Source organism: Bradyrhizobium sp. CCBAU 11386, from assembly GCF_028128955.1.
Taxonomy (GTDB): Bacteria; Pseudomonadota; Alphaproteobacteria; order Rhizobiales; family Xanthobacteraceae; genus Bradyrhizobium.
Genome location: NZ_LBKA01000186.1, coordinates 1 through 19,419 on the forward strand (window position 1 = coordinate 1; position 19,419 = coordinate 19,419).

Genomic DNA, 19,419 nt, shown 5'->3' on the forward strand with positions numbered 1-19,419 from the left:
GGCCTCGGAAGAGGTGCTGAACTCGGCCAAGACGCTGTCATCCGAAAGCACCCGCCTCCGCGCCGAGCTCGACCGCTTCATGGGGAATATCCGGGCGGCGTAGGCGCTCGCCGTCTCTGAAGTCTGCGCCGTCGCCTCATACTCCGCTGTCGTCCCGGACAAGCGCGCCTCGAGCGCGCGCCGATCCGGGACCCATACTCCCAGGGAGAAGTTGCGGCGAAAGCTGGCAACTCCGAATCTTCGTCAAACCACTCCCTGTGGTTATGGGTCCCGGATCGGCGCTCCGCTCCCGGCACGCTGCGCGTTGCCGGCAGCTGCGCTTGTCCGGGACGACAGCGGGGTTAGGAGGCGTTGTGCGAAGTCTCACGCCCTCCCGAACGCCCGCTTCAGCTCCACCTTCGCTCGCTCCAGTCGCGTGCGCTGGGTCTTCGGCAGCGTCTTGCCGGCACGGTTGATGTAAAACGTCAGCATCGACAGCGCCGAACGATAGGCGCCGGTCTTGCGGCGCGAACTGTGCTCGGCCGAGCGCTTCAGCGAGGTTGCGATCTTCTTCGGACTCGTGAGCGTGAATACGCCGCGCTTGAGATCGAGCGCGTCGCTCTCCTTCGTCACGCGTTGCGACCAGCGCTTCGGCGTCGCGCGTTTCGCGCGCTTGCGCACGCTGGTCTTCCTGCGTGCAGCTGTTTTGCGAGAATGTGTCGTCTTTCTGACATGAGCCATGCGCCAACTCCTTGCAGCTCCTTCGGAAACGGACGATCCCGGATGCTGTTCCCATGGGAACCTGGCCTTGCCGCAGACGTTGTCACAGGTCGCAGGCGGAATGCCGCACCCCGATGATCGGTTCGTTCCCGGCCACATCATGTGAGCCGGGCCGCTTCCATTGGTCAGACCCAACAACGCGATGGAATTGCAGCAAAGCCAAGCGCTGAATTATGGACCTGCTGTCTCGGCGGTCGCGGCCGATCGCATCATCGAGACCAGCATTCCCTCGCGTCTCGACGCGCTGCCGTGGAGCGGCTTTCACACCCGCGTCGTGCTGGCGCTAGGCATCACCTGGATCCTCGACGGGCTCGAGGTGACGCTCGCCGGTGCGCTTTCCGGCGCGCTGAAGCAAAGTCCCTCGTTGCACTTCTCCAATCTCGATCTCGGCGTTGCCAATTCCGCCTATCTCGCCGGCGCGGTGCTCGGCGCGCTCGGCTTCGGCTGGCTGACCGACCGCATCGGCCGCAAGAAGCTGTTCTTCATCACGCTCGCGGTTTATCTCTCGGCGACCGCTGCGACCGCACTGTCGTGGGATATCGCGAGCTACGCGCTGTTTCGTTTCCTCACCGGCGCCGGCATCGGCGGCGAATATACCGCGATCAATTCGACCATCCAGGAGCTGGTGCCGGCGCGCTATCGCGGCTGGACCGATCTCGTCATCAACGGCAGTTTCTGGATCGGCGCGGCAATGGGCGCGGTGGCGGCCATCGTTCTGCTCGACCCCGCCGTGATCGGGCCCGATCTCGGCTGGCGCCTCGCTTATCTCATCGGCGCGAGCATCGGCCTCGTCGTGCTGTTGATGCGGATGTGGATCCCGGAAAGTCCGCGCTGGCTGATGATCCACGGGCGGCCCGATCAGGCTCACGCGCTCGTCGACGAGATCGAGCGTTCGGTGATCGGTCACGACCAGGATGCGAGCGACGGACGCTTCACCAAGATCCGGCTGAAGATGCGCAATCACACGCCGATTCGTGAGGTCGTGCACACGCTGTTCTCGGTCTATCGCCGGCGCGCACTGGTCGGCCTCGCGCTGATGAGCGCGCAGGCCTTCTTCTACAACGCCATCTTCTTCACCTTCGCGCTCGTGCTGACCGATTTCTACGGCATCAGCGCCGATCATGTCGGCTGGTACCTGCTCCCCTTCGCCGCCGGCAACTTCCTCGGTCCGCTGCTGCTCGGCCGCCTGTTCGATACGCTCGGACGGCGCGCCATGATCATGTTCACCTATGGTGCCTCCGGCCTGCTGCTGGCGGTGTCGGGCTATCTGTTCTCGATCGGGGCGCTCAGTGCGCAAGGACAGACCATCGCCTGGATGGTGATCTTCTTCTTTGCCTCGCCCGCCGCGAGCGCGGCCTATCTCACCGTCAGCGAGACGTTTCCCTTGGAAGTCCGCGCGCTGGCGATCGCGGTGTTTTATGCGGTCGGCACCGGCATTGGCGGCGTCATCGGCCCGGCGCTGTTCGGCGCGCTGATCGACACGGGATCACGCACCAGTGTGTTCGCCGGTTATTTGCTGGGGGCATTCCTCATGATCGCGGCCGCGATCGTGGCGTGGCGCTATGCCATCTCCGCGGAACGCAAATCGCTCGAACAAATCGCGCGGCCGCTCGCCTTTATGGAGTAGACTATGAAATCGGAACTTGCGGAAATGGCATTGGACCACAAGCGCACCATGCCCGTTGACGACGATGTGCCGGAAACGGTGCCGGTGCCGCATGCGCTCGTGCCGCATCTCGGCGAGACCGCGATCCTGCTCGACATCGACGGCACGCTGCTCGACCTGATGCCGACGCCGCGCGAAGTGTGGGTGCCGCCGGGCCTGTCGGAGACGCTCAAGCAGTTGGTGGAGCGCACGTCCGGGGCGCTGGCGCTGGTCAGCGGCCGTTCGCTCAACGACATCGACCTGATCTTCGCGCCCGACGTCTATCGCGCCGTCGCCGGCCACGGCGCGGAGATGCGGCTGTCGGTGGACAATGAAGCGGATGACGTGCACGCGCCGCCGCTGGACAAGGAGTTGAAGCGGCGGCTCGCTGCGATCGCAAAGCTCAGCCCGGGCATTCTGCTCGAGGACAAGGGCTATTCGCTGGCGCTGCATTATCGCCTCGCGCCGCATGCGGAGAAGGCGATCTTCGAGGCCGTCTCGCTGATCCGCGCCGATCTGCCCAATGCGCCGATCGAGGTGCTGCCCGGAAAGTTCGTCTGCGAGATCAAGCATTCCGGCTTCACCAAGGCGACCGGCGTGCGCGAGTTGATGCAGCACGAACCGTTCAGGGGACGGCGTCCGCTGTTCATCGGCGACGACGTCACCGACGAGACCGTGTTCGCGATCATGCCTGACATGAACGGGCTCGCTTTCTCGGTCGGCCGCCGCACCATGGGCGTGAATGGTCACTTCGATGCGCCGAGCGATGTGCGCGCGTTCCTCGCGCGCCTGCTCGATCCGAGGTGAAACAAAGGCAGCGCCACGCCGCAGACATAAAGGCCGTCCGCGCAGCGCTCTCGCGCGCCAGGAGGCATGCTGTGCGATCCAACTGGAAAAGCTGTCTTTGCAGTGGGTTCCACGGGGGAAACCAGCTCCAACGCGCGCGCCCGATTTTGGTTTCAATTGGTTGAAACGATGATCAGGAACCATATTGATGAACATCAGTTAAACAGGGCGGAATGAACAGGAGGGGACGACCTGTGAACTTAGTCGTCGTTTCGAATCGAGTCGCGCGCGGCAAACCCAACGAGCCCATGACGGGCGGCTTGGCTGCGGCATTGCTTCCCGTTGTGGAACATTCGGGTGCCATCTGGGTGGGGTCTTCAGGCCGCGTGCGTGACGGCCATCAGAAGGAACCGTTTGCCGAGATCGAGGCGCTGGGTTCGGGCGCGATTGCGACGCTGGATCTGCCGGCGGCGCATTACGGCGGCTATTACGAAGGTTTTGCCAATTCGGCGCTGTGGCCGGCGCTGCATTCGCGCAGCGACCTGATCCGTGTCTCGCGCGACGACTATGTCAGCTATCGCGAGGTCAACGCCTTCATGGCGCGCGCCTTGATGCGCTTCCGTAAACCCCGGACCGCGTTCTGGGTGCAGGATTATCATTTCCTCGCACTCGGTGCGGAGTTGCGCGATCTCGGCGTCGACGATCCGATCGGCTTCTTCCTGCATACGCCGTGGCCGGTGGCCGCGGTGATGCAGGGCGTGCCGAATCATCGCGAGCTGATCACGGCGATGCTCGCCTACGATCTCCTTGGATTCCAGACCGAGGAGGATCGCCAGAATTTCCTCGGTTATGTCGGCGGCGAGCTTGGTCTTGCCATCGATGACGGGGTTGTGCTGTCGCAGTACGGCCGCACGCGCTTTGAAGTCTTCCCCATCGGCATCGATGCCGAAAAATTCGCGCAATATGCCGCCAAGTCCGCCTCGCATCCGGACGTGTCGCGGCTGCGCCGCAGCCTCAACGGCGAGCGGCTTGCGATCGGCGTCGACCGGCTCGATTATTCCAAGGGCCTCGTCAACCGCATCAGCGCGTTCGACCGGCTCTGGACCGAGCAGCCGCAATTCTTGCGCAGCATCTCGCTGCTCCAGATCGCCAACCCTTCGCGCGGTGCGATCGAGGCCTATGGCAATCTCCAGAACGAGGTCGCGCGCCTCGTCACCGACGTCAACGGCCGCCATGGCGAGGTGGACTGGACGCCGATCCGCTATTTGAACAAAGGCTTCAGCCAGACCGTGCTCGCGGGCCTCTATCGCACCGCGCAGGTCGGTGTGGTGACGCCGCTGCATGACGGCATGAACCTGGTCGCCAAGGAGTATGTTGCCGCGCAGAACCCGGCCGATCCCGGCGTGCTGGTGCTGTCGAAATTCGCCGGCGCAGCGAATGAGCTCGACACGGCGCTGCTGGTCAATCCGCACGATGTCGATGCCATGGCGCGCGCGATCGCGATCGCTGCCGCGATGCCGCTCACCGAGCGCAAGATGCGCTGGGACGCGATGATGAAGAAGCTGCGCGGCCACACCATTCAGCAATGGTCCGCCGATTTCGTCGCCGAGCTGGAGAAGTGCCGCGTCGAGAAGGCCGCCGTCGCCCCGCTCGCAGCCCAGCCGCCACAAGCGCTGCGCTGGTTGAAGTCGGCGATCTCGGGCGTGCGGTTGATCTAGTCCTTCTCTCGCGCCCCGTTCTCACGGGGAGAGGGTAGGGTGAGGAGCCGCTTTCGCGCGCTCAACTCTCGATCTCTGCGACGCCTCGTACACCCTATCCACGTGTCATGGCCGGGCCTGACCCGGCCATCCACGTCTTGCCGCGGGCTCCCAAGAGCGTGGATGCCCGGGACGAGCCCGGGCAAGACGGCGAACCTCGAGCACCGGCTTCAATAGCAATACGACACCCCTTCCAGAATTGCGCATTGCCGCTTGTTCGGCGCGTTGGGATCGTCCAGCGGCACCATGCCCTTGCCCTGGCCGACGAACACGCCGGGCCCGACATGAACCGAGCTCTTGTTGCCGATGATCACGCTCGGATGCGGCGCGGCGCTCGAGCGCGTGCCGTCCGGCCAGATGATGGCATCGCCCGAAAGCACCCCGCGCCGCCCGTCGTCGCAGCTGACGTCGACCCCTTGGCGGGTGCAGACCTGCGCCAGGGCCGGCCCGGCAAAGGCGGAGCCAAGGGCCGAAATCAGGCCGAGTGCGGCGATGGTGTTGCGGATGGTCATGGCGTCCCCGGTCGTGTTTGGCATTCTCAAGTGAATCGTCGCGCCAAACCCGTCACGGGTTCAGCCGGCAGGCGGCTGCGAAGCGGCCGCCGCCGCCAGATATTGTCTTTCAAATACAATATCTTACGGAAAATTCACCCGATTTCCCCGCGATCTCTTGCAAAATCGCCGGCGCCCCTTCAAGAGAGGGCGCTCCGGAGAGATGGCCGAGTGGCTTAAGGCGCACGCTTGGAAAGCGTGTGTGCGGGAAACCGTACCGTGGGTTCGAATCCCACTCTCTCCGCCACCCAACCAAGATCATCTGTTACTTCGATCCGGAGACAGGCCAGAATTTTTTGGCGGCGCGGGCTTCGACGCGCTCGCCCAATACGGTGCCAGAATTGGACCCCGGCTGACCGCAAGGAAATCGGCAAAGGCTCGGCGTCGCTACCGAGCCTTCTCATTGTCGAGCTTTGAATGTTGGACTTAGAAGTCCATACCCCCCATGCCACCGCCCGGAGGCATCGCGGGGCCGGCGCCGCCCTTCTTGGGCAGCTCGGCGACCATGGCTTCCGTGGTGATCAGAAGCGCTGCGACGGACGCCGCGTTCTGGATCGCCACTCGAACCACCTTAGTCGGATCGATGATGCCCTTGGAGACCAGGTTGCCGTATTCGCCGGTCTGCGAGTCGAAGCCGTACGAGTACTGATCTTTTTCGAGGATCTTGCCGACGATGACCGAGCCGTCCTCGCCCGCGTTGATTGCGATCTGGCGGGCCGGGTAGGACAACGCCTTGCGCACGATCTCGACCCCGGTCTTCTGGTCGTCGTTCTTGGTGCGAATGCCCTTGAGGTGCTCGGAGGCACGCAGCAGCGCAACGCCGCCGCCTGGTAAGATGCCTTCCTCGACCGCCGCGCGGGTCGCATGCATCGCGTCATCAACGCGATCCTTGCGTTCCTTCACTTCGACCTCGGTCGCGCCGCCAACGCGGATCACCGCGACGCCGCCCGCGAGCTTGGCGAGACGCTCCTGGAGCTTCTCACGGTCGTAGTCCGAGGTGGTTTCCTCGATCTGCGCCTTGATCTGAGATACTCGCGCCTCGATGTCGGCCTTCTTGCCGGCGCCGCTCACGATCGTGGTGTTCTCCTTGTCGATCATGACCTTCTTGGCGCGACCGAGCATGTTGAGCGTGACGTTCTCGAGCTTGATGCCAAGGTCTTCCGAGATGGCCTGGCCGCCGGTCAGGATCGCGATGTCCTGCAGCATAGCCTTACGGCGATCGCCGAAGCCCGGAGCCTTGACGGCGGCGACCTTCAGGCCGCCGCGGAGACGGTTGACGACGAGGGTGGCGAGCGCTTCGCCTTCGACGTCTTCGGCAATAATCACAAGCGGCTTGCCGCTCTGCACCACTGCTTCCAACAAGGGAAGTAGTTCATTCAACTGAGACAGCTTTTTCTCATTAATGAGGACGTAGGCATCATCCATTTCAACGCGCATCTTCTCGGCGTTGGTGACGAAGTAGGGCGAGATGTAGCCGCGGTCGAACTGCATGCCCTCGACAACTTCGAGTTCGGTCGCGAGCGACTTGGCTTCCTCAACGGTGATGACACCCTCGTTGCCGACCTTCTTCATGGCGTCGGCGATGAACTTGCCGATCTCCGCATCGCCATTGGCTGAAATCGTGCCGACCTGGGCGATTTCCTCGTTCGAGGTGACCTTCTTGGAGTTTTTGACGAGGTCGGCGACCACGGCTTCCACGGCCATGTCGATACCGCGCTTCAGATCCATCGGGTTCATGCCAGCGGCAACCGACTTGGCGCCTTCACGGACGATCGCAGCGGCGAGCACGGTCGCGGTGGTGGTGCCGTCGCCAGCCGCGTCTGCGGACTTGGAGGCGACTTCGCGCACCATCTGGGCACCCATGTTCTCGAACTTGTCCTCGAGCTCGATCTCCTTGGCGACGGTGACGCCATCCTTGGTAATACGGGGAGCGCCGAACGACTTGTCGAGAACGACGTTGCGGCCCTTCGGACCGAGCGTCACTTTTACCGCATTGTGGAGGATGTCGACACCGCGCAGCATGCGGTCGCGGGCCTCGACTCCGAATTTGACTTCTTTGGCTGACATAGTGGGTCTCCCTGCGTTTTTGATTTAGTCTCACCCTTAATCAGGCGCTCGACAGGCGCTTGAGCGATGGATTAGGCGGCCTTCTTCTTGGAAGACACGTCGGTGAGAACGCCCATGATGTCACTCTCCTTCATGATCAACAGCTCCTGGGTGTCGATCTTGACCTCGGTGCCCGACCACTTGCCGAACAATACGCGGTCACCGACCTGGACGTCGATCGGGATCAGTTTGCCATTTTCGTCACGGCCGCCGGGGCCAACGGCGATGACTTCACCCTGGGAGGGTTTTTCCTTGGCCGTGTCGGGAATGATGATGCCACCGGCGCTCTTCTCTTCTGCGTCGATGCGCTTGACCACGACGCGGTCGTGAAGCGGACGGAATTTCATGCTCTCCTCCTATCTTCTAGTCGGTTTTATTTTGGATGAAATAGCAGTCGAAGCTAGCGACGGCTAACCGCTCCGAAAAATAAGCGGGCATTGCCGGCATACAAGACAAAGCCGCGAAGGATTTCGAAAATCCGTCCCTCACCGGTCCGCGGAGGCCCCATTCAGAGCCACCTAAAGGAGCCCCTGGAATGAAATCTTGGGCTTTGCCATCCGATGGCTAACCGGGCAGGGTTGCGTGCGTCTGGATTAGCCTGTTCAGGTACAATGATGCCGCGTCCAACGGCAGTCTAGACCTGCGACGGTACGCGGAGAGGCCGGGAAATCCCGTCCCTCTCGCCTATCGAGAGCACCTGAGGCGCAGCGGTCGAGCAAGTTTTTTTACAGATTCTCTCCCTCCGCCATCAGCCTCATCCCACCAGTTTCCACCTCCCATCCCCCGCGCGCTTGAGCCCCGGGTCGCTCACCCGCACGTGCTCGGCCAGAAAATCGATGAACGCTCGGACGCGCGCGGGGAGCGGTGCGGTGTGGCCGACATAGACGGCGTGGATGTCTTCGCGGTCGCCGGGATTGTAGTGCTGCAAGACCGGGACGAGGCGGCCTGATTCGATGTCGGGGCCGATGTGGAAGAGGGCGAGGCGGGCAAGGCCCACGCCGCCGAGTGCGAGGCGGCGGGCGGCTTCGCCGTCGCTGGCGCGGGCGGCCGGCGGCGGGACCGCTTCCTCGGTGCGGTCGCCGCGCTTGAATTGCCAGCCGCGAATCGAGCGCGGAAAGGTCCAGCCGATGCCGCGGTGATCGGCGAGATCCGCCGGAATCTTCGGTGTGCCGAAGCGGGCGAGATAATTCGGTGCGCCGACCACGACCATGCGGCTGGTGCCAAGCTTTCGCGCGACGAGGCGCGAGGCGCGCAGCGGGCCGACGCGGATGGCGACGTCGGCGCGCTCCTGCATCAGGTCGATCAGCGTGTCGGTCAGCACCAGATCGAGCGTGACGTCGGGATGCCTTTCCAGGAAGCGCGGGATCAGCGGCATCACGTGCAGCATGCCGAAGGGGATGTTGCTGTTGACGGTGAGACGGCCGCGCGGTGCCGCGCCCGAGGCCGCCTCGCGTTCGGCCTCCTCCATCTCGGCGAGGATACGCACGGCGCGCTGGTAGAACGCCTGGCCTTCCTCCGTCAGCATGAGCTTGCGTGTGGTGCGGTTGATCAGCCGCGAGCCGAGCCGTGCCTCCAGCCGCGAGATCAGCTTGCTGACGCCCGACGGCGTCAGGCGCAGTTTGCGCGCGGCCTGGGTAAACCCGCCCAGGTCGACGACGCGGACAAAGACCTCCATCTCGGCGGAGCGGTTGGTGTCGAAACGGGCCATGTTGAATTCACGTCACAAATGATTGGATTGCGGACATCCTAATGGTTTTGCCGCAGCGCGGCTATCTGCGTGGCTCGTGCCATCCATCGGAGTCCCGCATGCCTCCCGCCGTTCTCGCGCTCACCGCCGGTGCCTTCGGCATCGGCACCACCGAATTCATCATCATGGGCCTGCTGCTTCAGGTCGCTGCCGACATGCACGTCTCCGTGCCGGTCGCGGGCCTGCTCATCTCCGGTTATGCGCTCGGCGTGTTCGTCGGCGCGCCGGTCTTGACACTGGCGACGCGGCGGATGCCGCGCAAAACCGTATTGCTGGCGCTGATGGCGATCTTCACGCTCGGCAACGCCGCCTGCGCGCTGGCGCCGAACTACGAATTGTTGATGGCGGCGCGGGTGCTGACCTCGCTGGCCCACGGCACCTTCTTCGGCGTCGGCTCGGTGGTGGCCACCAGCCTCGTCGCCGAGGACAAGCGCGCCTCGGCGATCGCGACCATGTTCATCGGCCTCACGGTCGCGACGCTTCTGGGCGTGCCCTTCGGCGCCTGGTTCGGCCTGATGCTCGGCTGGCGCGCGGCGTTCTGGGCCGTGACGGTGATCGGCGTGATCGCCTTCGCCGTGGTGGCCGCGTTCGTGCCCGGCCATGTCGGCAATGGCGACAAGCCGGTCTCGCTTGCCGAGGAGGTCGCAGTGCTCGGCCGTCCGCAGGTGCTGCTCGGCCTCGCCATGACCGTGTTCGGCTTCGCCGGCCTGTTCGTCGTCTTCACCTATATCCAGCCGATCCTGACGCGTTTCACCGGCTTTTCGGATGCTGCGGTCTCGCCGATCCTGCTGGTGTTCGGCGCGGGTCTTGCGATCGGCAATGTCGCCGGCGGCAGGCTCGCCGACCGCGGCCTGGCGCGGGCCCTGATCGGCACGCTCGCCGCGCTCGCCATCGTGCTGCTTGGCCTTGCCGCGGTGCTGTCGGTCAAGATCGCGGCCATCGCGCTGATCCTGCTGCTCGGCATCGCCGCCTTCGCAACCGTCGCGCCGCTCCAGCTTCGCGTGCTGGAAGCGGCCGGCCCCAGCGGGCGCACGCTCGCCTCGAGCCTCAACATCGCCGCGTTCAATCTCGGCAATGCGCTGGGTGCCTGGGCCGGTGGCGTCACCATCGACCGCGGGCTCGGCCTCGCCGCGCTGCCGCTGGTGGCGGCCGGCATCACCGCGATCGGCCTCGTGCTGGCGCTGTGGAGCCTCCGGCTCGACCGTACCACGGCCGTCGTCGCGGCGTGCCCGGCGGAATAGGAGCGCGATCATGGAATACCGCAATCTCGGCGCGTCCGGACTCAAGGTCCCCGTCCTCAGCTTCGGCACCGGCACCTTCGGCGGCCAGGGCCCTCTATTCTCTGCCTGGGGTCGCAGCGGCATTGAGGAGGCGCGCAAGCTGGTCGACATCTGCCTCGATGCCGGCGTCAATTTGTTCGACAGTGCCGACGTCTATTCGAACGGTGCCTCCGAGGAGATCCTCGGCGCTGCGATCAAGGGCCGCCGCGACAAGGTGCTGATCTCGACCAAGATGAGCCTGCCGATGGGCGATGGCCCGTTCGATGCCGGCTCGTCGCGGCAGCGACTGCTGACCTCGGTCGACGCAGCGCTGCGGCGGCTTGGCACCGATACGATCGACCTGCTCCAGCTCCACGCCTTCGATGCGTTCACGCCAATCGAGGAGGTGCTGTCGACCCTCGATACGCTCGTGCGTTCCGGCAAGCTGCGCTATGTCGGCGTCTCCAATTTCGCCGGCTGGCAATTGATGAAGTCGCTCGCCGTCGCCGACAACCACGGCTGGCCGCGTTATGTCGCGCACCAGGTCTATTACTCGCTGCTCGGCCGCGACTATGAGTGGGAGTTGATGCCGCTCGCGCACGACCAGGGCGTCGGTGCGCTGGTCTGGAGCCCGCTCGGCTGGGGCCGGCTGACCGGCAAGATCCGGCGCGGAGAACCGCTTCCTGCGAGCAGCCGCTTGCACGCGACCGCGCAGTTCGGGCCGCCCGTGGACGAAGAGCGGCTCTATGCCATTGTCGACGTGCTGGATACGATCGCCGCGGACACCGGCCGCACCGTGCCGCAAATCGCGATCGCCTGGCTGCTGTCGCGCCCCACCGTCTCCTCCGTGATCATCGGTGCCCGCGACGAGGCGCAGCTGCGCGACAATCTCGGTGCGGTCGGCTGGACGCTGGGCGCGGATCAGATCAAGCGACTCGACGAGGCGAGCGCCGTGATGCCGCCCTACCCCTATTATCCCTATCGCATCCAGGAGGGCTTTGCGCGGCTCAATCCGCCACTGGTGTGACGGATCGCTAATAGAAGGCGGCAATCGCCGCGCCTATTCCCTGGGGAAGGTTGGGTTCGCTCTTCAGCGTGTCCAGGAAGACGGGATCGCCCGCCACCGTGAGACCATCGAGCTTGATGGGATGCAGCGGCTCGGCGGCGGCTGCGACCGCTGCCAGATCGGGGCCGGTCCGGACGCCGTTATAGGCGAGCCGCGGGCGCAGTTGGACATTGTTGCCGAACTGCTCGTCGAGTGCGAGACGCCATCCGGTTCGTGACACCGTTCCGCTGGCGATCGCCGCGCTCATGGCGATGCTATGCGGTTGCAGCGTGCCGAGATTGCCGAGCGCGGTGCCCAGGCGGTTCGTCGCCTCCGCCAGCGTGACCTTCTCGATCCCCGGATCCTGGTCGGGCGAGGTGAAATCGATCGTCCGCGCGCTCTTCCCGATCTTGAGGGCCTCGCCGCTTCCGCCGGCTTGCTGCATGGCCTTCTTCGTCCCGTAGCGCGGCCGTCCGCCGATCGTGACCAAGACGATGTCCTGCTCGCGCGACTTGATCAGATGGTCGTAGGGGTCGCCGGTCACTCCCTTCACCACCAGGAGATCGGCGAACTTGCCCTTGGCGATCGTCCCTAACTTTCCATCCCATTTCAGGATCGCGGCGGGATTGCGCGTCGCCATCGCGACGATGTCGTAGTCGCTGAAGCCGAGATTGAAATGCGTGGATACGACCTTCGCCGCCTTCAGCTCGCCCAGCAGGTTCTTGCTGCCGGAGGGCGACCAGTCCGAGCCCAGCGCGATGGTGAGGCCTGCCGTGCGCGCGGCGACGACGTCGGTCGTCTTGCCATAGAGCAGCAGATTGCTCAGGGGCGACCACACGACCTTGGCATGGTTTTCGGCCATCGTTCCGAAGTCGGTCGCATCGAGCGCCGTGCAATGAATGCCGGCCAGCGACGGCTCGATCGCCCAGTCGCCTGAGGAGTTGCGCAAGGCGAGGAAGTGGCTGTGCGCCTTGGCGTCGATGCCTTCGCTGAGATGGAGCAGGAAGCACGCCGACGATTTGAGCTCGTTGTCGAACTTCGCCCAATCCTCGGCATCGATGTCGGGAATCTTGGAGTGTGCCCGCGGAAGATCGGGCGGGCTTCCGATCTCGGCCGCGCGTAGCGCCCCCTTGTAGTATTTGTGGATCGTGCCGCTCCAGTTCGACAGCGTGATCCCCTGGCTCGTCGTCGTTCCCGCGACCAGGCATTTGGCTTCGACATAGCGAACCAGGGCCGGCAGCAGCGAGCCGTCGTCGGCAAGAGCGATCGCGCTCATGGGGCCGGTCACGGACGTCTTGTACGATTTGGCGTTCTGCCACTGGTCGCGATTGCCAAAGAGTTGCGGCACGCGCCAGAGCGGCAGGATGTTGTAGCTGAGGTGATTGTGCAGCTCGATCAGGCCGGGATAGATGGTGCCGCCGGTGGCCACCGCGGCGACGGCCTCGAAGCCCGTTGGGGCCGGCTGTCCCTTGGGCAGGATCGCGGCGATCCGATTATCCTCGATGAAGATCGTCCCGTTCTTGATGACGTCGCCCTCAGTGGCCATCGTCACGATCCGGCCGGTCAGCGCCCATCGCTTCGGGCTTGCGGCCGGGCTCATGGAATCACCCCATCGGGAATGGTGATCGTGATCGTGCGCCGCTTGGTTGCAGCGTCAGCGCCCTGGCGCACGGCCCACGGCGTGTCTCCACGCATCCAGGCCGGCAGTCCCGCCGGAAGATCTTTTGCAATGATGTCGACGAGTTCGGACGGCCTGAAGGCGTCGCCATACGGCACGAGTGCCGTCGGCACGTCGGGATGCTTGACCTCAGGCGCCAGCGCGGCGAGGGCGGCATTCCATTTGGTCAGCATGATCTTGGTATTCGCGGCCTGCGTCGCGGAATCATGCGCGGAGCTTTCCGGCCAGGTCGGGTGCGTGATGTGCTGATACGCGAGGGTCTTGTAGGCCGCGCCGTCGGAGCTCTTGAGCCAGGCTTTCCAGGCCTCGTCCGCGAGGCCGCCGAGCGAGACGACAGCCTCGATGTTGCCGGGGCCCAGCACGGCCTTGAACCATTTGTTGCGATATTCGACGATGCCAGGCTCGTTCTTGTGCTTGGAGCCGCCGCTCTGGCCGTAAACGCTGTACAGGAAGGTGTTTACCATCACGTAGCTCTGCGTGATGCCGAGCTTGGCCAGAAAGCCCTGGGTCCGGCGGCCCGCGGTGCCGACCAGGATCCGGCGCACGATGGTCTCGTGCTGGGCGGGATCCTGGCCGACGATGAGCACGCGCGCCGATCCGTCGAGCCGGCCGCGGTGAAAGATCGGTCCCCATTCAATCCGGAAGTCGTGGGGATCGTAGGCTTCAGCGCCGGGGTAGTTGGCGCACAGATCGCGAAAGGGCTGTTCGCCGTATCCGCCGTCGAATTCTGTGAGCATGGAAAATGCTCCAATCTGCCGATGTCAAAATAGCTGCGTCAAAAAACCTGGTCGTTATGCCGCAATCTCAGCGGTCGTTTGTTCCACCATTCAACCTCTATATGGGTCAAGACAGCGGGCGCAAAGGTTCACGAGCGTCTCTCGCTCCGGGGCCGTGACAGAGCGTCGCGACAACGCGCCATGCAGAAACGCGCCTGTACACGGTCGCGTGATCTCCATAACCTCCGCGGCGCAATTTCAGGAGATGCGGCGTGGCGAAGAAGACGGCGAGCAAGAAGAAAAATGTTTCAAGGAAAGTAACGAAGACCTCGAGCAAGAAGTCCACCACCCGCAAGGGCGCCGTTGCGAAACCTGCGAAGAAGACAGTCAAGAAGGCTGCCCCGCGCAAATCGGCCACGGCGCGCCGTCCCAAGGGACCGGTCTGGCAATGGTCTGCGGTCGACACCGCGGCCGCGATCCGCAACGGCGCAATCTCCGCGGTCGAGACCGTCGAGGCGCATCTGGATCGGATGCGCGCGGTCAATCCCAGGCTGAATGCGGTCGTCGTCGATCTCAGCAAGGAAGCGCTGAAGGCTGCGCATGCGGCCGACAAGCAGCGCGCCAAGGGCGGCGAGCTCGGCCTCCTGCACGGCGTGCCCATCACCATCAAGGAAAACGTCGATTACCAAGGCCGGCCGAACTTCAACGGCGTGCCCGCCAACAAGGACCTCATCGCGCCATCGGATGCGCCGGTTGTGCGCAACCTGAAGAAGGCCGGCGCGATCGTCATCGGTCTCACCAACACGCCGGAATTCTCGTTCCGCGGCTTCACCGACAATCCGCTGCATGGGCTGACGCTGAACCCCTGGGACCCCGATATCACCTGCGGCGGCTCCTCGGGCGGCGCGGGTTCGGCGGTGGCCGCCGGCATCGGCACCATCGCCCATGGCAACGACATCAGCGGCTCGCTGCGCTGGCCGGCGCATTGCAACGGCGTTGCCACCATCAAGCCGACGCAGGGCCGCATCCCCGCCTTCAACGGAAGCGCAACGGCCGAGCGGCCGATGCTGGCGCATCTGATGTCGGCGCAGGGGCCGCTCGCCCGCCACGTCGCCGACATCCGCCTTGCGCTGGAGGTGATGAGCCAGCGCGATCCGCGTGATCCCTGGTGGGTGCCGGCGCCGCTGGTCGGGCCGAAGCCGAAGGGACCGATCAAGGTCGCGCTGGCGAAGATCCCAGACGACATGGACGTCGATCCGTCCGTCGCGGCAGCGCTGCGCAAGGCCGCCGATCACCTCGAGCGTTCCGGCTATCGCGTCAGCGAGGTCGAGGTGCCCGACATCAACGGCGTCTGGCAGACCTGGTGCGACATCATCACCAACGAGACGATGGTGATGCAGGAGGCCGCGATGCTGAAGGTCACGACCGAGGATTTCCACAAGGCGTGGAACGGCATGAAGACCAAGGCCAACGTGCTCGATCTCAAGGCCTGGATGCAGGCGACGGCCGCGCGCAACGGCCACATCCGCGCCTGGCAGCTGTTCTTCGAGGACTATCCGGTCGTGCTGGCGCCGACCACGGTCAGTCCGACGCCGGGCCCGCGCGACGACACGGTCAGCGCCGAGCGCGTGCAGGAGGTGTTCTGGGGCGGGATACGCTTCATCTCCGCGATCAACGTGCTGGGCCTGCCGGGCGCGGTGGTCCCGGTGGCGCTGCACGAGGGCAAGCCGATCGGCGTGCAGCTCATCACCGGGCGCTATCGCGAGGACCTCGCGCTCGATGCCGCAGCGGCGATCGAGAAGCGCGCGGGCGTGCTGGTCCATCGCCTCTGGGAGACGATGGAGTAGAGAGTACTCTCACCCTCTCCCCTTGTTGTGGGAGAGGGTGGCTCGCCGCAAAGCGGCGAGCGGGTGAGGGGGCTCTCCCCACAAGCACATCTAGCCGTATGGATAGATACCCCTCATCCGGCGCTTCGCGCCAAGGCGTATGAATTTGTTAATCCAATTTGATGCGAATTTTAGCCAATTGACCAACAACCGTTAGGGTTACTTCCTCGATCTCTAGACGAATTATTGCCCGCTTTACCACCCGCCTCTAACACGAGGACGGCGGACAACGCACATGCCTCATACAGGCCAATAAGTGCGGCCCGCTCCACGCGGAGGTGGCACGATGCGCAACGAGACGATCGCTATTCACGCCGGCTATGAGCCCGAAGCCACAACGCACGCGGTTGCCGTGCCGATCTACCAGACCGCGGCCTACGCATTCGACAGCGCCGATCACGGCGCGGCCCTTTTCAATCTCGAGGCCGAGGGTTTCCGTTACAGCCGCATCGCCAATCCGACCAGCGCGGTGCTGGAGAAGCGCATCAGCCAGCTCGAAGGCGGCGTCGGTGCGCTTGCGGTCGCGACCGGCCAGGCGGCGCTGCATTTCGCCTTCGTCAACGTCGCCGATCACGGCGGCAACATCGTGTCCGTGCCGCAGCTCTACGGCACCACGCACACGCTGCTCTCGCACATTCTGCCGCGCCAGGGCATCACCGGCCGCTTCGCCGAGAGCGACAAGCCGGATGCGATCGAAAAACTGATCGACGAGAACACCCGTGCGGTGTTCGCCGAGACCATCGGCAATCCCGCCGGCAATGTCTGCGACATCGAGGCATTGGCGAACATCGCACACGCCCACGGCGTGCCGCTGATCGTCGACAACACGGTCGCAACCCCGATCCTGCTCAAGCCGTTCGACTACGGCGCCGACATCGCCGTGCATTCGCTGACCAAGTTCCTGGGCGGCCACGGCACCACGCTCGGCGGCGCCATCGTCGATTCCGGAAACTTCCCCTGGGCGAAATACGCCGACCGCTTCCCCGCCTATAACAAGCCGGACGCCTCCTATCACGGCCTCGTCTATGCCGAGCGCTTCGGCAGGACCGCCTATATCGAGCGCGCGCGCAGCGTCTATCAGCGCACCATGGGCTCGGTGCTCTCGCCCTTCAACGCCTTCCTGCTGCTCCAGGGCATCGAGACCGTGGCGCTGCGCATGGAGCGCCACGTCGAGAATGCGCGCAAGGTCGCCGAATTCCTCCGCACCGACCCGCGCGTCGCCTGGGTCAATTACACGGGTTTCCCGGACAGCCCCTATTATCCGCTGGTCCAGAAATATCTCGACGGCAACGCCTCCTCGCTGTTCACCTTCGGCATCAAGGGCGGCATGGAAGCCGGCAAGACCTTCTACGATGCGCTGAAGCTGATCACGCGCCTCGTCAATATCGGCGATGCCAAGTCGCTGGCCTGCCATCCGGCCTCGACCACGCACCGCCAGATGTCGGCGGAGCAGCAGCGCGTTGCCGGCGTGCTGCCGGAGACGATCCGCCTGTCCATCGGCATCGAGCATGCCGCCGATATCATCGAGGACATCGACCAGGCGTTGGAGAAAGCCTGTCCGTCGTCGCGCCTCCAGGCCGCGGAGTAGGCGACGGCCCCGATGACGATCCTGATCGACAGGGATCATGGCATATCGAGCCCGGCGCTGGTGCCGGCCGAGGGCGATCCGGCGCGCGAGCATGCCGGCGCCGAGCTCACCATCGGGCTGATCAACAACATGCCTGATCCGGCGCTGAAGGCGACCGAGCGGCAGTTCATGAAGCTGCTCCAGGCCGCCGCGGGCCCGCGCCGCATTCGCTTCCACTGCTTCTCGCTGCCCTCGGTCAAGCGCTCGCCCGAAGCGAAATGGCACGTCGAGAGCGAATATTCCGATCTCGCGGATCTCAAGCGTCAGCGATTCGACGGGCTGATCGTGACCGGCGCCGAGCCGGTCGCGCCCGAGCTCGATCAGGAGCCGTACTGGCGCGACCTCACCGATCTGGTCGACTGGGCCAAGGCCAACACGCGCTCGACGATCTGGTCATGCCTTGCCGCGCATGCCGCAGTCCTGCACCTCGACGGCATCGCGCGGCGACGGTTGCCGGCCAAGTGTCACGGCATCTTCGACTGCGAGGCCGTCACGAGCGATCCGCTGACGCATGCCGTGCCGGCGCCGCTCAAGGTTTCGCATTCGCGCCTGAACGAGATTGTCGAGAGCGACCTCGATCAGGCCGGTTATCGGGTGCTGACACGGTCGGCGCTGGCCGGCGTCGACGTCTTCGTCCGCCAATATGCCAGCCGCTTCGTGTTCTTCCAGGGCCATCCCGAATATGACGCATTGTCGCTTCAGCGCGAATATCTGCGCGACGTCGGCCGTTACCTCGCGCGTGAGCGCGAGAATTATCCGCATTTGCCCGTGAGCTATTTTGACGCAGCGACGGAAGAGAAGCTGGTGCGCTTCGAGAAGCAGGCGAGACACCAGCGCCATCCGGCGCTGACCAATGACCTGCCGGCGCTGAACTTGCGCGCTGATATCGCCGCCGGCAGCACGGCGGCGGCACTATTCCGCAATTGGCTGCAATATCTCGGTGCGGAAGCCGAGGCCGCGGTCCTTGCGCGCTAGCCCAAGGGCGTTGGTTCCGCGTTAGGATTACCCAAGCGTTAAGCTTGCCTCAACCGGCACGCGAATGTTTCAGTAGAGAAATACGGAATCACAGGAAACGCAGTCGTGTGGTCGGCACTCCAGGGACGCGTGAGCAATCGGCTCGCCCGGCATTTCCGTGCCGCGCCGCACCGGCTGCCCGCGCACGCGCCGATGGTGAGCTTCACCTTCGACGATGCCCCCGATAGTGCCGCCGGCGAGGGCGCCTCGCTCCTCGAAGCGCATGGCGGCCGCGGCACCTACTACATCGCCGGCAGCCTGATCGACCGGCCGTCGGATCACTGGCATGGGCTGTCGAACGACGCGATCGTGCGGCTTCACCGTGCCGGTCACGAGATTGCCTGCCACACCTTTTCGCACCAGTGCGCGGTCAATCTCGACGGGGCCGCCATGACCCGCGAGATCGAACGGAACCGCAGCCATCTCCGCGCCATCGATTCCTCGATCACGCTGGAGAATTTCGCCTATCCGTACGGCCTCGCCTCGATCTGGCGCAAGCCGCAGCTCGCAAGAACCTTCCGCTCGGCGCGCGGCATTCTGCCCGGCGTCAATCGCGACGTCATCGACCTCCAGTTCCTGCGCGCCTCGCCGCTGGTCGATTGCGAGATCGATACGGCGGGCGTCAATCGTTATTTCGACGAGGCGGTCGAGAGCGGCGGATGGCTCATCTTCTACGGCCATGACGTCGCGCACGCGCCGAGTCCCTATGGCTGCACGCCACAGCTGATGCGCCACGCGCTGGAGGCGGCCGCCAAGCGCGACATGCCGATCGTGACCGTCGCAGAGGCGCTGCGAAGGATCGGGGCGTAGCTTTTTTACCTCTCCCCGCTTGCGGGGAGAGGT

Annotated in this window: 16 protein-coding genes and 1 tRNA gene; 10 read left to right on the forward strand and 7 right to left on the reverse strand. The window is 64.6% G+C overall.

Annotated features, from left to right (window positions below):
• Positions 1-363 precede the first annotated feature (363 nt).
• Positions 364-720, reverse strand: coding sequence for a DUF3175 domain-containing protein (locus XI09_RS12595; RefSeq protein WP_271567123.1), 357 nt, complete (start codon positions 718-720; stop codon positions 364-366).
• Between the two features lie 181 nt (positions 721-901).
• Between XI09_RS12595 and XI09_RS12600 the strand changes: the two genes are divergently transcribed.
• From XI09_RS12600 to XI09_RS12610, 3 genes are all read left to right on the forward strand, one after another.
• Positions 902-2,386: an MFS transporter gene (locus XI09_RS12600; protein WP_271567145.1), complete on the forward strand. Its 1,485-nt coding sequence runs from the start codon at positions 902-904 to the stop codon at positions 2,384-2,386.
• Between the two features lie 3 nt (positions 2,387-2,389).
• Positions 2,390-3,211 carry a trehalose-phosphatase gene (gene otsB / locus XI09_RS12605; RefSeq protein WP_271567124.1) on the forward strand — a complete coding sequence of 274 codons (822 nt, stop codon included), beginning with the start codon at positions 2,390-2,392 and terminating at the stop codon, positions 3,209-3,211.
• 233 nt (positions 3,212-3,444) lie between these two features.
• Positions 3,445-4,908 (forward strand): trehalose-6-phosphate synthase, encoded by a 1,464-nt coding sequence (locus tag XI09_RS12610; protein ID WP_271567125.1) that lies wholly within the window; start codon positions 3,445-3,447, stop codon positions 4,906-4,908.
• 209 nt (positions 4,909-5,117) lie between these two features.
• On the opposite strand, the gene XI09_RS12615 is transcribed toward XI09_RS12610, so the two are convergent.
• Positions 5,118-5,459 carry a hypothetical protein gene (locus XI09_RS12615; RefSeq protein ID WP_271567146.1) on the reverse strand — a complete coding sequence of 114 codons (342 nt, stop codon included), beginning with the start codon at positions 5,457-5,459 and terminating at the stop codon, positions 5,118-5,120.
• A 196-nt stretch (positions 5,460-5,655) separates the two neighbouring features.
• Here XI09_RS12615 and XI09_RS12620 point away from each other — a divergent pair.
• A tRNA-Ser gene (locus XI09_RS12620) sits at positions 5,656-5,745 on the forward strand.
• 179 nt (positions 5,746-5,924) lie between these two features.
• On the opposite strand, the gene groL is transcribed toward XI09_RS12620, so the two are convergent.
• The 3 genes from groL to XI09_RS12635 form a co-directional block, all read right to left on the reverse strand.
• Entirely contained in the window at positions 5,925-7,565 is a 1,641-nt protein-coding gene (groL, locus tag XI09_RS12625) for a chaperonin GroEL (protein WP_271567126.1), read from the reverse strand.
• 71 nt (positions 7,566-7,636) lie between these two features.
• Complete coding sequence (locus XI09_RS12630) at positions 7,637-7,951, reverse strand: co-chaperone GroES (protein WP_271567127.1); 315 nt, start codon at positions 7,949-7,951, stop codon at positions 7,637-7,639.
• 407 nt (positions 7,952-8,358) lie between these two features.
• Positions 8,359-9,312 carry a LysR family transcriptional regulator gene (locus XI09_RS12635; RefSeq protein ID WP_271567128.1) on the reverse strand — a complete coding sequence of 318 codons (954 nt, stop codon included), beginning with the start codon at positions 9,310-9,312 and terminating at the stop codon, positions 8,359-8,361.
• A 98-nt stretch (positions 9,313-9,410) separates the two neighbouring features.
• Here XI09_RS12635 and XI09_RS12640 point away from each other — a divergent pair, with 98 nt between their 5' ends.
• On the forward strand, positions 9,411-10,592 hold the full coding sequence (locus XI09_RS12640) for an MFS transporter (RefSeq protein ID WP_271567129.1): 1,182 nt from the start codon (positions 9,411-9,413) through the stop codon (positions 10,590-10,592).
• 10 nt (positions 10,593-10,602) lie between these two features.
• Complete coding sequence (locus XI09_RS12645; protein ID WP_271567130.1) at positions 10,603-11,637, forward strand: aldo/keto reductase; 1,035 nt, start codon at positions 10,603-10,605, stop codon at positions 11,635-11,637.
• Between the two features lie 7 nt (positions 11,638-11,644).
• Here the strand turns inward: XI09_RS12645 and XI09_RS12650 are convergent, their stop codons facing one another.
• Together XI09_RS12650 and XI09_RS12655 are read right to left on the reverse strand one after the other, a co-directional pair.
• Positions 11,645-13,255, reverse strand: coding sequence for an amidohydrolase family protein (locus XI09_RS12650; protein WP_271567131.1), 1,611 nt, complete (start codon positions 13,253-13,255; stop codon positions 11,645-11,647).
• Positions 13,252-14,070, reverse strand: a complete 819-nt coding sequence (locus XI09_RS12655) for a uracil-DNA glycosylase (protein WP_271567132.1) — start codon at positions 14,068-14,070, stop codon at positions 13,252-13,254. Before XI09_RS12655 ends, XI09_RS12650 begins: the two co-directional genes overlap by 4 nt.
• Before the next feature lie 251 nt (positions 14,071-14,321).
• Between XI09_RS12655 and XI09_RS12660 the strand changes: the two genes are divergently transcribed.
• From XI09_RS12660 to XI09_RS12675, 4 genes are all read left to right on the forward strand, one after another.
• Positions 14,322-15,896: an amidase family protein gene (locus XI09_RS12660; protein WP_271567133.1), complete on the forward strand. Its 1,575-nt coding sequence runs from the start codon at positions 14,322-14,324 to the stop codon at positions 15,894-15,896.
• A 325-nt stretch (positions 15,897-16,221) separates the two neighbouring features.
• Positions 16,222-17,523 carry an O-acetylhomoserine aminocarboxypropyltransferase/cysteine synthase family protein gene (locus XI09_RS12665; protein ID WP_271567134.1) on the forward strand — a complete coding sequence of 434 codons (1,302 nt, stop codon included), beginning with the start codon at positions 16,222-16,224 and terminating at the stop codon, positions 17,521-17,523.
• 12 nt (positions 17,524-17,535) lie between these two features.
• A complete protein-coding gene (gene metA / locus XI09_RS12670) occupies positions 17,536-18,537 on the forward strand; it encodes a homoserine O-succinyltransferase MetA (protein ID WP_271567135.1) in 1,002 nt (333 codons plus the stop codon).
• Between the two features lie 105 nt (positions 18,538-18,642).
• On the forward strand, positions 18,643-19,386 hold the full coding sequence (locus XI09_RS12675; RefSeq protein WP_271567136.1) for a polysaccharide deacetylase family protein: 744 nt from the start codon (positions 18,643-18,645) through the stop codon (positions 19,384-19,386).
• The last annotated feature ends 33 nt before the right edge of the window (positions 19,387-19,419 follow it).